We start from the raw sequence: 16206 nt of genomic DNA, 5'->3' as shown, positions 1-16206 counted from the left end.
CGTGTACTACTTGGTCGCTTTGCCTTCAGTTTTCCTGCCTGCAGCAGCCCAGCGGATGCCCTCCAGCACATGCTGGCGGACGAAGGGGGTGCTCAACGAGCGCAGATCGTGGCCAAACTCGGTGTAGAAAAAGCGGCCGCCTGCCTCTGGTGAGTGAGTCCAAGCGATGGGATGATCCGCGCCCATGGGCTTGCCGCCGCGGGTTTTGAAATAGTCGCGCACGGGTGTGTAGGTGCTCTCATCCACGCGCAACAGGACCTGGAAGCCGGGCTGGCCGGTGACGCAGCGGTCGTGATTGGTCCAGTCGGCCTCGATGAAAAATTCCGCAGGCTGGCCTTTCACAGCGGGATGATCTTTTGCGGCGGGATCGACGATTACTTTTGCCTTTGAGAAATCCGAATCGCTGTTGAAGTCGCAGCCGCCCAGCTGGTTCAACCATGGCCAGCCGGTTTGATGCACGAGAGCCGCATGCAGACCCACGACGCCTTTCTTCCCTCTGGCAAACCATGCCTCCACCGACTGCCGCTGGGCCTCGGGGATGATTTTGTCGAGTTCATTGGCGTTGTTGAGCAGCAGCACATCGTACTTTGAAATCACCTGCGGCATGAGGTCTTTCGGACTCTCGGTGATGTCCACGTCGAAGCCGTTTTCATGGCCGAGCAGCACCAGCCAGCGGTTGATGGCGGGAATGTCGGGATGGCGGTAGTAGGCGGTGGCAGAGAAGACGAGGACCTTCATGCGGTCTGCGCTGGGTGTGGCGGGTGCAGACGTGTCGTGAGCGAAGGTGAAGCTGGTGAGGGCGATGAGGAAGAGAACTGGGAGAATGAATGTGCGGTGAGTCATGGGGAGGGCTGCGGCTGGTGGGTGGAATGGGGCGGGATTCGGATTCCAGACCGGCTAAAGCCGGGACTACAATACGAAGAGGCGGAAGCCGGACGGGCTGAAGCCCGAACTACGTACGATGAGGGGCTGGCGCTGGGGCGAAGATGGGGTGGTGGCTTGGGATCTTGAACTTGAAGCGTGGCGCTGTGATCGAGGACGAGGAAGATGGTGCGCGTGTGCGCGGTCAGGTCAGTTTAGCGCTGGCCGATGACGCTGAAATCGAGGTCGCCTTTGCCGGCGTCCACTCCGGCGCGCATGGCGGCGGCGGTGCAATCAAGGGCGGGGGTCTTGAGCTTTGCCTCTGCTGCGAGTTCGCGGGCGAAGTCGGCGTCCTTGAGCATGTTACGCAGTGCGAAGTGGGGCTCGAAGTCGCTCTTGATGATGGCGGGGAGCTTCATGCCGATGAGGGTGGAATAGTTGGCGTTCGACTCCAGGGCTTCGTGCAGGCGTTCGAGAGAGATGCCATTGGCCTTGGTGATGTCGGCGGCTTCGGCCACGGCCTCGACGATGACAGCGGAGACGAGGTTGGTGACGATTTTGAGCACCATGGCTTCGCCGATGGCCCCGAGAGGCAGGATCTTGGCGGCGCTGGCTGCGAGGACGGGCCGGGCGCGCTCGAGCAGCAGATCACTGCCGCCGATGTAGTAGCTGAGCTTGCCGTTCTGTGCGGCCATCTTGCTGCCGGTGAAGGGGGCGTCGAGAAAGGCTGCGCCGGTTTCTTCGACGAGCTGGGCGGCCTGCAGCGTGGCTTTTTTGCTGACGGTGGCGTGATTCATGATGAGATGCCCGGCCTTGAGAGCGGGCTTCATGTCCTCGATCGCCTCGATCAGCGCCGCGCTGTCGCGCACGAAGATCTGGATGATGCCAGCGGCCTCGGCCACCTCATGCGGTGATGCGAGAAAGTTGGGCACGGGGCGCGCGCTGCGGCTCCAGACAAACACCTCATGCCCTGCCTTGCGCAGGTTGTCCGCCACACGACTGCCGATGATGCCGAGCCCGAGAATGCCAACGTTTTGTTTCATGCCCACGCCCTTAGCGCGCATTTGCCCGAGCGCAACGGCCGCATCTGTGTCGGGTCATTTGCACCCATGGGGTGCATTACCCATGGCGCTTGTCCTGATCCAATTTATCGTGGGCCATGCAGGCACTTACACCGCTCATCTGGCACGCCGCAGAATCTGACAAAACTGTGACGGCGCTGCAGACCGATGCACAGGCCGGACTGAGCGGCAGCGAGGCTTCAGAACGCCTGAAACAGCATGGGCCGAATGAGCTGCCGGAGGACAAGCACAAGCCGCTGTGGCGTGTGTTTGCAGCGCAGTTCGCGAGTCCCTTGATCTACATTTTGTTTGTCGCGGCGGTGATCTCCTTTGCGATGGGGCATGCCAGTGATGCGGTGGTGATCCTGATCGTCGTGCTGATCAATGCGCTAATCGGTGCGGTGCAGGAAGGTCGGGCGGAGCATTCCATGACGGCGCTGCGCAAGCTTTCGGCGCTGAAGGTACGCGTCATTCGGGATGGCAAGGAGTCGATCATCGAAGCGCGGGATTTAGTCCCGGGAGACATCCTTTTGCTGGGAGCTGGAGATCAGGTGGGCGCCGATGCGCGGCTGCTGGAAGCGGCGGCGTTGGAAGCCACCGAGGCCGAGCTCACAGGAGAGTCGCTGCCAGTGGTGAAAAGCACGGAAGTGGTGGCTGAGCCCGCGGGTCTGGGAGACCGGAGAAACATGATCTACTCCGGCACACATCTCACCGCTGGCCGGGGCCGTGCGGTGGTGGTGGCCACGGGTCTGCAAACCGAGGTGGGAAAGATTGCCCGCATGACGACGTCTGCGGAGCAACCCAAAACACCGCTGGAAGTGCGGCTCAAGCAGTTTGGGAACTGGCTGGTGATTGCGTCCATTGTGCTCTTTGTTCTGATCGTCGCCTTTGGCCTGCTGCGCGGCATTCCCTTCGTGACCATTTTCATGGTGGCGATCAGCCAGATGGTTTCGATGGTGCCCGAGGGACTGCCGGTGGCGATGACGATTGCGCTGGCAGTGGGCATGCAGCGCATGGCGCGACGCGGCGCCATCGTGCGGCGACTTGCCGCCGTGGAGACGCTCGGATCCACCAGCATCATCTGCAGCGACAAGACAGGCACGCTGACGAAGAACGAGATGACCGTCACCAAGCTGGTGCTGCCGGACGGACGGCAAATTGAAGCGACGGGGGCGGGTTATTCGCCCGAAGGCAAGCTTACCGGCGATGGTCATGATGATGATGCGGTCAGGATTTTGCTGGAAGCCATCACGCTGTGCAATGACGCCAACCTGGTGGCACCCGATGGAGAGGAAACGCGATGGAGGCCGCTGGGAGACCCCACTGAGGCCGCGCTGCTCACGCTGGCGCACAAAGGTGGAGTGAAACCTGAATCGCTGAGCCAGGAGTGGCCACGCGGCGCGGAGATCCCCTTTGACTCAGCCGAGAAGATGATGGCCACACAGCATGACAATGATGGGAAGCACCGGGTGCTGTTCAAAGGGGCGCCTGAGAAGCTGCTCGAACTGTGCGATCAAACGACGCTGGATTTGGCCAAGCTTCAGCAAACGTCCGAAGAACTCGCCGCGCAGGCTCTGCGGGTGCTCGCCGTGGCGGAGATCTATGACGTCCCTCTTGATGAGAAGGCAGGGTTTGAACCCTGGCGCGGAAGGCTGCGCTTTCTCGGGCTGCTGGGCCAAATGGATCCACCACGTGAAGAGGTGAAGGCGGCGGTGGTCGAGTGCCTGGCGGCGGGCATCCGGCCAGTGATGGTCACGGGAGATCACAAGGCCACCGGGCTTGCGATCGCGACTGAGCTGGGCATCGCGAGGCCGGGTGACATCGCCGTGGACAGCGCCGAGCTCGAAGCGATGTCTGAAGACGCGCTGCGTGGCAGCCTGGACCGCATCTCGGTTTTTGCGCGGGTTCATCCGGCGCAGAAGCTGCGGATCGTCAAAGCCTTCCAATCACAGAAACAAGTCGTGGCCATGACAGGAGACGGTGTGAATGACGCACCGGCGCTGGCCGCAGCAGACGTGGGCGTGGCCATGGGCATCACCGGCACGGAGGTGGCGAAGGGTGCGGCGAAGATCGTCATCACGGATGACAACTTCGCCACCATTGTGAAAGCCATCGAGGAGGGACGGCTGGTGTATCAGAACCTCAAGAAGGTGGTGCTGTTTCTGTTTGCGACATCCATTGACGAAGTCGTCATTCTGCTGCTGGCGCTGCTGTGCGGCTACCCGCTGCCGCTGGCGGCGGTGCAGATCTTGTGGATTAACATTGTGACCGAAGGAGCGGTGACGGTGAACCTGATCATGGAAGGGCTGGAGGGCGATGAAATGCGCCGCCAACCCACGCCGAAGAATGAGCAACTCATCACAGGACCGATGCTGCAACGGCTGTTGCTCATGGTCATCACCTCGGTGGTGGCGGTCTTTGGTTTCTTCATATGGAGACAGTCCACCGGAGTTCCGTTTGCCCTGGTGCAAACAGAGACCTTCACACTGATCGCCGTGACGCAGTGGTTCAATGTGCTCAACTGCCGCAGTGCCACCAAGTCCGCGATCAGCCTCGATGTGCTGCGCAACCGGTGGCTTGTCGGTGGCCTCATCCTTGGCAACGCCCTGCACATCCTCGTCATCTACAACGCATGGATGAACCGCATTTTCCACACGGTGCCGATCCCGCTGGCGGACGTCGTTCTCCTCGGCCTCATAGGCAGCAGCGTGCTGTGGATTGAAGAAATCAGAAAGTGGCGCGCACGACGCCGATTGGATCAAGGTGCCGGTGCAGTGTGATCAATGATCTCGGCGTGATAAACTACAGGCTGAGGCGAGCGTTCCCGCAGTTCAGTGAGGAGGGCCTTGAGGGCCACCTCGCGCCGTTTGCTGGTCAGCAGCGCGGCGATCTCGGGTGTCACTTCTGCCAAGGTCGGCAGGTGTGAGGCGTGGCGCTCCAGCACGATGATGAGGTGCCAGCCGAGCTGGGTCTGCACGGGCTCGCTGAGCTGGCCGACCTTGAGCTTTTCGACTGCGGCGATGAAATCCGCCGGCATGCGCTGCTGCGTGAACCAGCCGAGATCGCCGCCCAGATTTTTACTGCGATCGTCCTCGGAATGTTCCTTGGCGAGTTGCGCAAAGGTCTTCTCCTTTGCCAGGAGCTGGCGTTGGATCTCGCGGATCTCGGCAGAGCGGTCTGGCTTCGCTGGGTCATGCCGGGTGAAGAAAATGTGCGCCGCGTGGTGCGCCTGCGGGATGCGCAGCGTCTCTTTGAATTCAGCATACCAGGCTCGCAGGTCCTGCGACGTGACCACCTTGAAGCGAGTCTGAATTTCCGCCTCAATCCATGCTTCATCTTGCTGCGCGTCATTGATCCGGGCTTCCAGCGACTTTGGAGTGAGGTGCTGGGCGGCCAGGCGTTTGGGAAACTCTGCGGCATCGGCAAACTGCCGCTGCATCCGCTCCGACTCGAGTTTCACATCGGTTTTAGGCAAGTCCACGTTTCGACTGCTTTTGCTGCGGGAGGCGCGCAGGAGGCGATCGTTTACCAGATTTTCCAACGCCTGCGAACGGGTCTGCTGACGAGCCTCTGGACTGATACTGGCCCATGCTGCATTACGCTTCCACAGCTGCTCCCGCATTGCCGCCTCCAGTTCATGCCGTGAGATGGGCAGGCCATCCACCTCCGCCACCACTCCCCCGCCCTGTCTCTTTAGACACATCTTATGCAGCGGACCTTTGAAAGCATACAGGTCTGCCAAAAGGTAGCAGACAGCCATGAAAGCGATGGCAAGCCGCCACGGAAAGGCTTGAGAGGAACGAGGCATCAGAATTTGCAGCGTAGGACTGGCCCACCCATTGGCAAGCCAGCGCTTTGGCCGATTAATTAGTGGCGAAGCACTAGTTAATTGTTATATTTTCATAATTGTCATAAAATAAAGCTAGATTTATTGAGTGATAATCATAAATTTCACACAACAATGACATTCCGAAGTCTCATTCCCCTGTTATTTGCGGCCTGCACCGTCACGGCAACGGCTGCAACCGTCAGCGTGACCGGACTGGATAACAATGGCGATGCGATTGGCGAGTATGTCATCGGTGGGCAGACCTATTGGTGGTTCTGCATCGAGCCTGGCGCCCCTGCTTTGAGCAACCAGACCATCACCGCAGATACATTGTCGCTTCAGAATGGCTGGACCGTGCAGAACATTGAACGAAACAACATCTACCAGTCCGATCCCCTTTTCTATTCCGGCATCGTTCCGAAACAAGTCGCCGTGATGGAGTACGTTCTCGACACCTATCTGCCTTGGAACACCCTGGCTGGTGCCTCGGGCCGGTTCCTTGAGCAGAGTGGCGACTACCACGACTTCGGTAATAACGATCCTTTCTTCAATGCGATGTTCGCCATCCAGGACTTCCTCTCGCAGACCGAGGGCAAGCCGCCGAAGTCGGACTTCACTAACATGAGCGATTATCAGGACTACTTTGCCCCTCTCGGCACGCCGACGGGTGACGCCCGTTCTGCGCTATTTCAGAGCATCTTGAGCGATGTGGCCTCCAAGGACACCCCGGGCTTCTTCGACAGCTACGTGGCCCAGCACAGTTATTTCACCGTTAACACTTTCTATAACGAAGCCGACCCGAACAACTGGCAGGACGGACTCGTAATCGGTGGCTTTACCCCTGTGCCGGAGCCTGGTGGTGCCATCCTCATCGCGAGTTGCGGCCTCGCATGGACACTGCGTCGTCGCCGTCGGATTGGCTGAGGTGGGACTGAGGTCTCTCAGTGCCTGATGCGTATTACTCAAACCGAGTGAGCTGACTTTAAGGCGTGGGCCTCAAGCCCATATGAGCGACATGGCGGCCACCGGGCCTCCAGCTTACAAATACCTGACTTGTGAGTGTATGCTCATTCTAGAAAGTATGCCTCCCACGATCAAGGTCGTCGTTTATGCACCGCATCTTCATGAGAACCCTGCTTTCCAAGATGCCGCTTGGGGTTTGGGCGATCGTGACTTGGATGCTCACGCTGTCTTCATGGGGGCAAGACCTGCAGTTGCAGATTGTGCCGATGGTGAATGGTCGGGCGTTGCGGCTGGATGAGCCGATGGAAGTGATGGGTGGGAGTCGAGTGACGCGACTTGATTGTCTGCTCTCAGGGCTGGCTTTGCAGAAAGACGATGGCACCTGGCTGGAGTCGAAGGACTGGTTTGCATATTTAAGTGCGGCGGCAGGGAGACAGACAGCGAAAGTCTCGGGCATGCCTGCGGGTGATTACAAGGGGATCCGCTTTCGCATCGGTGTGGATGAGAAGACGAACAAATCGGACCCGAATGGTTATGCGCCCAATCATGCACTCAATCCTCAGGTCAACGGCTTGCACTGGGGCTGGCAGGGGGGGTATATTTTCATAGCGCTGGAAGGGCGGTTCACGAAGGAAGGCAAGGAGAGCGGATTTTCGTATCACATCGCCAATGCGCCGCAGTTGATGACGGTGGAGGTGCCGGTGGCGTTTCGTGGAGGGCGACCGCTGACGGTGGAGCTGGAGTTTGATGTGCAGCGAGCGCTGGCGGGCATCGACTTTGCCAAGGATGGAACTTCGACGCATTCGCGCGCGGGAGATGCCCTTGCGGCGAAGCTCAAGTCGAACATCGAGCAGGCGTTTCGGGTGCGCAGCATGCACTACGATGTGTATCAGACACCGGCGTTTGCCACCAAGCCTGCTCCCCTTCCCGCTGGCACTCATGCGCTGACCCCGACGATGACGCAGCGTTTTCCCCAGGTGCAGCTACCGGCCGACAATCCGCTGACGCAGGAAGGGGTGGCGCTGGGCAGACAGTTGTTTCACGACACGCGACTGTCGATCAATCAGACGCAATCCTGCGCCTCCTGCCATGATCAAACGCGTGCCTTTGCCGATGCGCGGCGTTTCAGCCTCGGCGCGGAGCTGCAGGTGGGGAAGCGCAACGCAATGCCGTTGTTCAATCTGGCCTGGCAGCCCTCTTTCTTCTGGGATGGCCGTGCAGCCACGCTGCGGGAGCAGGTGCTGATGCCGATCCAGGACGCGCATGAGATGAATGAGACACTGCCCAGGGTCATCGCCAAGCTGAGTGCGGATCCGGAGTATACGCAGGGGTTTGCGAAGGCGTTTGGCGCCGCAGAGATCACGCCGGAGCGCGTGGCGAAGGCACTGGAGCAGTTTCTGCTGACGCTCGTCTCCCAGGAATCACGCTTTGACCGTGCGGCACGCAAGGTGGCGGAACTGACCGAGAGCGAGAAGCGCGGGCTGCAGCTCTTTGTGACGGAGTTTGATCCCAAGCGCGGGCTGCGCGGTGCGGATTGCTTTCACTGCCACGGAGGCACGCTGTTCACGAGCCAGCCGTTTGCCAGCAACGGGCTTGAACTTGCGGAGGATGACCTCGGCCGCATGGCGGTGACGAAGAACGCGGCTGACCGTGGGAAATTCAAAACGCCGAGCCTGCGCAACGTGGCCCTCACCGCGCCGTACATGCATGATGGCCGCTTCAACACGCTGGAGGAGGTGGTGGAGCACTATAGCAGCGGGGTGCGCCGCAGCGCCACGCTGGACCCGAACCTGGCTAAGCATCCGGAGGCTGGCATCCAACTCACGACGCAGGAGAAAGCGGATCTCGTGGCGTTTCTCAGAACGCTGACGGATGAGAGTTTCACGGGTGCTGCTGCCACTGCCGCAAGATGATGGGTGGCGGTGAGAAGCGGAAATCACCCAATCCAACACTCTACTTGTGGTGGTTACCCCGCAAGGATTCGAACCTTGAACGAGAGAATCAAAATCTCCTGTGTTACCATTACACCACGGGGTAGGAGGTGCGCCGAGCGCGATATTAGAGCCTACTTTCCGCTGTGCAAGGACGGCTTGGCGCTGAATTGAGCAGTTCAAAGGAGATTTGCAGAGTATCCCGTGGGGAGGTGGACGGCTCGACGTAGGGTTTGATGCACTTTTTTCACTATTGGGCGAGTGACGCTCCAAGTCTTGAATCTACTAGCCTCCAGCTCCTAAAGATACCCTTAGGGTGTTGAAATTATGGAAATGCGAAATATTTATTCTTGCAATGTTTATTATAACCACCATAATAACTTTGTAATTTAAGAAAATCATTATGAAGAAGCTCATCCTCATCCAAAACGATTATCCTGGCACCGGCAAGAGCACCCTGGCGCTCTGCTTCCACCGCTACCTTCAGCAGTATGGTGTCTCTCATCAGCTCCTCTCCCTCACCGAAGAGGATTCCTACAATGCTTCCGGTGTTATCGCGCTTGATGCCAGTTCATTGACGCCGAGATCTTTCCTCGCCCATGTGGATGCCTCCCCGCTGACCATTTTGGACGTGAGCACGGGCTTGGGTGAGTTCTTCAACAAGTTCTATCAAGGCTGCGAAATGGACCAGATTCTTCAGGCCGCTGGAGTCGCCCTCTCTGTGGTCCTGCCAGTAACCGTTGATCATGAGAGCTTTGACTCGGTCATCGATGCGGCGGAGGTTTACTCCGACAACGCCGAATACCTGATCGCCCACCTGGTGACGAGCTGCTATGATGAAGACGACAAGGTCTGGGACACCAGCTATGCCGCGCGCGTGATGGACATGTTTGAGGCGGTGGAGCTGCACATCCCGGAAATCACCTTCCAGGCCGAACTGAGCGCTGAGCGCATGAGCCTCGACAGCGCCCTGCAGCATGATGACGCCGAAGAACGTCTGGGCAAGGAATACACCAAATGGCACCGCCGCGTGATGGGCCAGGTGGACAGCGCCCGCCAGTATCTCTTTGGTGATGCCTTCCGCCCCACGATGGCTCCGAAGCCAGCCAAGCTGGTGCGCAAGAGCAAGTCCAAGCTCGCTGCTTAATCCACTCAAAACCAAAGGACTACTCGAACAATTCGGGATAGTTCTTGTCCGCCACAGCCCGGCTGAGAGCCCGTATCTCGGCCGGGCTGGTGCATTTCAGGACGGCTTGCGCCAGGGCCTCGCACTCCGGCACGTCGAGACGACGCACGGCATGCTTCACGCGGGCAATTTGCGTGGTGGCCACACTTAATTCATTCAATCCCAGACCGATCATCAAGGGAGTAAGAGTCAGATCCGACGCCATCTCACCGCACATGCCGATGCGGATGCCCGCCGCACGCGCCGCCTTGACCGACATGCCGATAAGCCTCAGTACGGCAGGATGGGTGGGCTGGTAGAGCTTTGCCACACGGTCATTGAGCCGGTCCACCGCAATGGTGTATTGAATCAGGTCATTCGTCCCGAGGCTGAGGAAATCGACTTCCGCCGCGATCAAATCAGCGGACAGGGCTGCGCTGGGAATCTCGATCATGGCGCCGATCTCGATCTCGTCCGGCACATCAACGCCTTCCGCGGTGAGTTCATCCGCGCAGTCATTGAGGACGGCTTTCGCCTCCAGCACTTCCTGGACGCCGGAGACCATCGGAAACATGATGCCCACGCGACCATGCACGGAGGCACGCAGCAGGGCACGCAGCTGCCGCTTGAAGAGATCCAACCGGCCCAGTGAAAGGCGGATGCCGCGCCAGCCGAGGAAGGGATTGGGCTCCGGCTCCACGGCGAGACGCTCGTCCACCTTGTCACCGCCGAGATCCAAGGTGCGAAACACCACGCGTTTCGGAGCCTGGGACTGCACCACTTTGCTGTAAGCCTTGGTCAGCTGGTCTTCGGTGGCATCCGGATTTTCCAGATGCAGAAACTCCGTGCGGAACAGTCCGACTTCTTCGGCACCGCTGTCCTCCACAATCTTCATTTCCTCGATGAACTCTGCATTCGCCCCCACGCAGATGGCGGTGCCGCAACGTGTGAGTGAAGGTTTGTGCCGTTCCAGTTGAAAGACATCCTCCCGCCGTTCCGCCTGCTCTTCCCGCAGGCGGTAGCGTGCCAGGGTTTCAGCCGTTGGATTTTGAATGAGCAATCCGCCTTCACCGTCCAGCAGGACGGTGTCGCCGCTGTGCAGTTCATCACAGATGCCATGAAGTCTCACCACCGCCGGCAGCGCCAAGGAGCGGGCGATGATGGCCGCATGCGAGACCGCGCTGCCGGTCTCCAGGGCAAAGCCCAGCACCTTGCTGCGGTCCAGCTGCACGGTGTCGGAAGGCGTCAGATCATGCGCCACGACGATGACCGGTTCATCAAACATCGGGTGGTCCAGAAGCTCTCCGCGCAGATGGCGCATGACGCGATGCGTCACGTCTTTCACGTCTAGAAAGCGTTCGCGCAAATAGGCGTCCGAGAGCCCGCGCAGGGCGTCCATGTGCTTGCACATGAGCTTGTAGTAGGCCCAGTCCACACACACCTGCTGCTCGCGCACGGTTTTTTCCGTCTGCTTCAGAATCGTGGAATCCTGCAGGATCAGAAGATGAGTCTCGAAGATCTCGCTTTCGGCACTGCCGTGCTCCCCTGCCATCACGCGCTGCAGTTCTTCGATCTCTTTGGCGGTGACGGCCAGCGCGGCATGCAGGCGCTCCATTTGGAGATCTTCTGTACCGGGCTCGATGGTATCCTCATCGGGCTCATCAAAGTGATCCTTAAGGACATGCACCACCGCATGCGCAACCCCATCGGACACCGCGGTGCCAGTCCAGGTTTTTTCTTGCAAAGGGGGTGATGAAATCATTTCCGCTCCTACCTTTCATGCGGACGAAGCGTTTGGCAAATGCCACCGTGCATCAAACTGACGCCAGCACCTTTTCCATCCTCTTTTTCAAGGCGGCGGCCTTGCCTTCCTCGCCAATGATCTCGAGCATGGCGACGTAATCGGCCCCGATGGCCTCATAGCTGCGTTCTTCCTGGGGCAGCTGGGCTTCCAGGATTCTCAGGCTTTTCTCAAAATGCTGCTGAGCCGCCTCATTATCCTTCAATTCATGGCATGCCGTGGCCAGATTGCAGAGGGACTGGGCCACATCCCGGTGGTTCTCACCGAGCACCTCAATGCGGATCTGCAGTCCGTCCTCAAACATTTCCTTGGCCTGGTCAGGGAAGCCGGCCGCGTAGTACAGGCTGCCCAGGTTGTTGAACACGCAGGCCACGGACTCGGATTTACGCCCGCGCTTGTTTTCCAAGGTCTCCAGCGCACGCAGGTAGTGCTGCTCCGCCAGAGCAAACTTGTCCATGCACTTGTAGGTCATGGCCAGGTTGTTGCGCAGCTGTGCCGCCACCTCGAGATTGTCACCGCCCAAGGCTTCGTGGTTACTGATCGCCTCCTCGTAGTAGGGCAGCGAATCCGCCTCCCGACCGTTGAAATCCAGCAGAGTCGCGAGACTCGTGCGCACATTGGCCATCACATCCGCCGGCAGTTCCAGCTCTTTCCCAGCCTCCAGAGCATCGAGAAAGGAGGCTTCCGCTCCGGCGATGTCGCCCGCATCGCGCTGGGCATCTCCCAGAGCCTGCAGCGCGCGCACCAAGCCGGGAGCTTTCCCCGGGAACTCCTTAACAGCTTCGCGCTGAACCTCCACCGCCTCGAGAGCGGCATGGATGACAGAATCGGCAGTGGCAGCTGAAGAAGTAATTTCGGGCATGATCTCGACAAATAGCTGGTCGGGGTGGTGAAAGCGTACCTTCGTGGACAGAGCCGCCCCCCGTCAAGTGCCGCGTTTGCCCCAAAGCACAAAACTCGGGCAGACTGGACGAGCCGCCAGCCCCCCCCCGGGCTCAAGGCTTGAGCCAGTATTCGAAGAAGCGGTAGATCTGCTCGTTGGACTCCTCATTGGGATCGTGCTTCTCACGGTTGGTCATGGCAACGCGGCTGGTGACGCCTAGGAGTTGATTCACGGCGATGGCGTGATTGAGCGCGGCCCAGCGTTTTGGCGGGTCTTCGGCGCCGCCGGAGACGAGGAAGGGGCGCGGCGCCATGAGGGCATGCAGTTCCTGCAGATCGTGACCTTGTTCGATGAGCGTCTTGTAGGCGCCGGTGCGCGGGCTTTCGGCGCTGACGAGGCCCGGCTTGCGGGTGAGGGCGGGATCAAGGCCGAGGTACCAGGGCTCCTGGTAGTTGATGCTGCCGCGTGTTTCATCAAAGACGATGCCGGGATCACTCCACACGGCGCAGGCATACTTGTCCCAGAGGCAGGCGCCGAAAAGCGACCACTTGCCACCATACGAATGGCCGACGATGCCGATGCGTGCGGCATCGACCTCGGGCAGCGAGGCGAGCGCCTGCCACATGTTCGCGCTGATGTAGCCGAGGTAGGAGAGGGGCTGGCACTTGGCAGCCTCACTCAGCACGGGCTTGCGTGCATCTCCGCCGGGGGAGCCGATGGAGAGGGTGACAAAGCCACGCCGCGCGAGCTGCCAGGCGAAATCGCGCAATGGTTTGGTGCTGAGGCCGGCGCTCGTTTCGGGATCGTAATAGGGCACGAAGACGGCGGGGCGCTTGCCCTCGTTCGAAGGGAGCAGCAGGTAACCATCGCCGGTTTGTCCGGGGGCGATTTCGACGCGCACTTTGCGCTGGGTGATGCCCCCTTCCCGCTGCGAAGTTTCCAGCACTTCGATTTTTGGTTTCTCAATGACCGCAGGCCATGCGCCCATGATGGCATGCCAGTCCGCGAGGATTTCCGCGCGACGTTTGGGCCAGTCTTCTGCTTTCTTCACCTGGCTGCCGTCTTTGAAAACAAGGGGGGATTTTCCCGGTGAGAACTGGCCGGCAAACTCAGCGGGAACCTGTGTGAAAGGGAGATCACCGGCATGAGCCAGCACTGCGGCGGCCAGCAGGCCTGAAAGGAAGAAAGGTTTCATGATGTTGTTATTTCAAGAACGTGACTTGGCGGCGGTTCCATGCGGGCAAGTCGGGGCAATCAGAATTGAATGGCCGCAAAAAAACGCAAAGAGAGGGCAAAAAAATGATGAGCCCAGAAGCCTGAACGGGCTGAAGCCCGAACTACGAACACTGAAGCGTTCAGCGTGCTGTGCGGCCGCTTTCCTGCAGATGCTCGCGGAGGACGCGGACGACTTCCTGCACGACTTCGGGGCGCTCGACACAGCCGTGCCAGCAAGGGACGACTTTTTCAGACTTCGCGCCTTCGAGGTGGGCGCTCCAGTAGGGGACGGCGCCGTCGGAGCTATCGAGGAGGGGTTTGCGACCGAACTGGCCGATGATGGAGTGGTAGGGCACGGGAATGGGCACGGCGTTCAGCCCAGCATAAAAGGGATGCTCATTGGAAAGGGTGCCGATGCTGAGGAAGGCGAAGAAGCCCCAGTCGCGAATCTGCGGCGAGAGCGCGTCGGTGTTCCCGGTGAGCAACTGCTGTGACATGAGCAATGTATCCACCGGCAGGCGAATGAGCGAGGCGAGGCGACGCACGATGTTCTTGCCGGCGAGATTGCTGCCGCGCTGAGGCGTGGTGATGAACACCAGACGCTTCACCTCGGGCTGAGGCTTGAATTTGAGGGCGCTGACGATGCGCTCGCGCACAGGCTCCGAAACGTCCAACTGCTCCGGCGGCTTGCGAAACATGGCGTCCCATAGCTTGTCTTTGGGGTCGATGGCCTGCATGCGGCTGAGCAGTCCGCCCATGCTATGGCCGACCAGCACCATTTGGCTCATGCCGGGATCGTTGTGATCTGGATCGAAGTAATCGCGGGCCTGCTGCAGCGAATTGCGCAGGCGTGCGGACGTCTGCGGCACACTCAGGCCGGTGGGATACAGGAAGTACCAGGGCTGATACTTGGCGCGCAGTTCGGGGTCTGAGCTGATGGCATTGACGGCGTTCAGCCAGATGTGCGGATCCGACATGAGGCCATGCACAAAGACGACGGGGATGCGCTTGGGATCATAGCCGTCCATGCAGTAGAGATGGCTGTCTCCCAGCGTGCGCTCGGGATAGAACAACCCCAGCAACGAAAAGAGGCCGAGGGATTTTTTGGACAGGGCGAGATCCTTGGCTGCGGTGAAATTTGCCGCGAGCAGGCGCTCATCACTCTGCACCTTCACGGTTTCCACGTTGAGGGCATCGTGCAAATGCAGGCGGCAGCGCCGTGGGGTGGCGGGATCTGCGTCATCATCCACCATCTCCAGCACGGCGGTGAGGGTGAGGTTGCCACCGTTTGGTGGCAGGAAGGGCTGCTCCTTGCGCGTGGTGTCTGTGCGGTAGATGTGGCCTACGACGGGCACACCCAGGCCGGGCCGCTCCGAGAGAGTGTCATCCCCGCGTGACCGCTTGCGTGAAGCGAGCATGAGCTGATCAAGCTGCTTGGGTAGAATCTCGCGCTTGGGGCTTGTCTCGTTGATCAGTTCGATCTGAAAGGACTGCTGCCTGGAGGTGAACTCGGTGCCGCTCTGCCAGTAGCGCGGGCACTGATGGGAGTCCCATTCACGCAGAAACTTGGCGAGTGCATTTTCATAGCGATCCTCTGCGGCCCGCCGGGCGGCGGACTTGCCGTGCTGCATTCCGTCCCAGCCTGACGCCACTTCATCCAGAAGGGCGGCCATGTGGCGCTTCTCACGAGCACTGAGCTCCGTCTCGTCACGGGTGGTCTCCACACGCAGGGCGGTGTGGCAGGAGGTGAGGGCTCCGCAAAATGCGAGAGCGAACAGGCGCAGTGCGGAGGTGGGCGGCATCACTTCGGCTCTGTGATCGGAGTCAGCTTGACGTTGCGGATCGCGGCCATGGTGTTGAAGGTTGTGAGCGAGAGCGGCAGGTAGCTTTCGATGGGGCCGGAACGAACGCTGATTTTTTTGCCCTCAATGTCTTCGTCGATGATCTGTTTGTCACCCAGCCAGACGCTGATGTTTTTCGGGGTGACGCGCAGCTTGATGGCATACCACTCGTCATCCTTGTAACGCTGGTAGCTGGAGGTGTTGTTGTCGGAGGCGTCCATACCGTCGATGCAGGAGATGCCGGTCACGCTGCCTCCCCAGCCGCCGCAGATCAGGCTGGCGCAGTGTTTGAGATCACCGACGGGAAAGGTGAGGCCGACGAAGAAATCGACGCCCTGCATGCGCTTGGCTTCCAGCGTGATCTCGTAGTTGGTCGTTGGCAGTGCGGCTGCTTTCTTGTAAATGGCACCGCTCACATTCTCGCCCTGATTGATGATCATGAGACCACCCTCCAGTTCCACCTCACCGCTGCCGCCGACGTCCACGGACTCCCAGTCGTCGAGTGATTTGCCATTGAAGAGCATGATCTCCTTGGCAGCCTCCTGCTTGGCAGCGGCAGGTTTGTCTTCAGCAGTGGCAAAGGCGGTGCCGAGCACCAGAAGAGCGGTCAGGATCGAGTATTTCATGGCTTCGGTTCACACCCTCAGCGTGGCATG

General features: G+C 59.7%; 12 protein-coding genes and 1 tRNA gene. 4 read left to right on the top strand and 9 right to left on the bottom strand.

Features of this window, described 5'->3' with window-relative positions; all coding sequences use genetic code 11:
* Positions 1–6: 6 nt before the first annotated feature.
* Both AC3RLQ_RS00675 and AC3RLQ_RS00670 read right to left on the bottom strand, forming a co-directional pair.
* A complete protein-coding gene (locus AC3RLQ_RS00675; protein ID WP_493033385.1) occupies positions 7–843 on the bottom strand; it encodes a ThuA domain-containing protein in 837 nt (278 codons plus the stop codon).
* Between the two features lie 233 nt (positions 844–1076).
* Positions 1077–1904 (bottom strand): NAD(P)-dependent oxidoreductase, encoded by an 828-nt coding sequence (locus AC3RLQ_RS00670; protein WP_461528146.1) that lies wholly within the window; start codon positions 1902–1904, stop codon positions 1077–1079.
* Between the two features lie 116 nt (positions 1905–2020).
* Here AC3RLQ_RS00670 and AC3RLQ_RS00665 point away from each other — a divergent pair, with 116 nt between their 5' ends.
* The gene (locus AC3RLQ_RS00665) at positions 2021–4702 is read left to right on the top strand and encodes a cation-translocating P-type ATPase (RefSeq protein WP_493033383.1); all 2682 of its coding nucleotides are present in this window, start codon (positions 2021–2023) and stop codon (positions 4700–4702) included.
* On the opposite strand, the gene AC3RLQ_RS00660 is transcribed toward AC3RLQ_RS00665, so the two are convergent.
* A complete protein-coding gene (locus AC3RLQ_RS00660) occupies positions 4681–5730 on the bottom strand; it encodes a peptidylprolyl isomerase (protein ID WP_493033381.1) in 1050 nt (349 codons plus the stop codon). The genes AC3RLQ_RS00665 and AC3RLQ_RS00660 overlap by 22 nt on opposite strands.
* Before the next feature lie 153 nt (positions 5731–5883).
* Between AC3RLQ_RS00660 and AC3RLQ_RS00655 the strand changes: the two genes are divergently transcribed.
* Both AC3RLQ_RS00655 and AC3RLQ_RS00650 read left to right on the top strand, forming a co-directional pair.
* Positions 5884–6675: a hypothetical protein gene (locus tag AC3RLQ_RS00655; protein ID WP_493033379.1), complete on the top strand. Its 792-nt coding sequence runs from the start codon at positions 5884–5886 to the stop codon at positions 6673–6675.
* 200 nt (positions 6676–6875) lie between these two features.
* A complete protein-coding gene (locus AC3RLQ_RS00650) occupies positions 6876–8627 on the top strand; it encodes an MbnP family protein (RefSeq protein WP_493033377.1) in 1752 nt (583 codons plus the stop codon).
* A 50-nt stretch (positions 8628–8677) separates the two neighbouring features.
* On the opposite strand, the gene AC3RLQ_RS00645 is transcribed toward AC3RLQ_RS00650, so the two are convergent.
* A tRNA-Gln gene (locus tag AC3RLQ_RS00645) sits at positions 8678–8751 on the bottom strand.
* 297 nt (positions 8752–9048) lie between these two features.
* Here AC3RLQ_RS00645 and AC3RLQ_RS00640 point away from each other — a divergent pair.
* Entirely contained in the window at positions 9049–9792 is a 744-nt protein-coding gene (locus tag AC3RLQ_RS00640; RefSeq protein ID WP_493033375.1) for a hypothetical protein, read from the top strand.
* 19 nt (positions 9793–9811) lie between these two features.
* Here the strand turns inward: AC3RLQ_RS00640 and ptsP are convergent, their stop codons facing one another.
* The 5 genes from ptsP to AC3RLQ_RS00615 all read right to left on the bottom strand — a co-directional run bounded on the left by ptsP (position 9812) and on the right by AC3RLQ_RS00615 (position 16176).
* Positions 9812–11572 carry a phosphoenolpyruvate--protein phosphotransferase gene (ptsP, locus tag AC3RLQ_RS00635; protein WP_493033373.1) on the bottom strand — a complete coding sequence of 587 codons (1761 nt, stop codon included), beginning with the start codon at positions 11570–11572 and terminating at the stop codon, positions 9812–9814.
* 52 nt (positions 11573–11624) lie between these two features.
* Positions 11625–12473: a tetratricopeptide repeat protein gene (locus AC3RLQ_RS00630; RefSeq protein ID WP_493033371.1), complete on the bottom strand. Its 849-nt coding sequence runs from the start codon at positions 12471–12473 to the stop codon at positions 11625–11627.
* 133 nt (positions 12474–12606) lie between these two features.
* Complete coding sequence (locus AC3RLQ_RS00625; protein WP_493033369.1) at positions 12607–13689, bottom strand: prolyl oligopeptidase family serine peptidase; 1083 nt, start codon at positions 13687–13689, stop codon at positions 12607–12609.
* A 160-nt stretch (positions 13690–13849) separates the two neighbouring features.
* Positions 13850–15511, bottom strand: a complete 1662-nt coding sequence (locus tag AC3RLQ_RS00620; protein ID WP_493033367.1) for an esterase/lipase family protein — start codon at positions 15509–15511, stop codon at positions 13850–13852.
* A complete protein-coding gene (locus AC3RLQ_RS00615; protein ID WP_493033365.1) occupies positions 15511–16176 on the bottom strand; it encodes a 3-keto-disaccharide hydrolase in 666 nt (221 codons plus the stop codon). Before AC3RLQ_RS00615 ends, AC3RLQ_RS00620 begins: the two co-directional genes overlap by 1 nt.
* Between the last annotated feature and the right edge of the window lie 30 nt (positions 16177–16206).

The organism is Prosthecobacter sp. GW821-HT29F12 (assembly GCF_058803405.1).
This window is presented reverse-complemented; position numbering and strand designations above follow the sequence as displayed.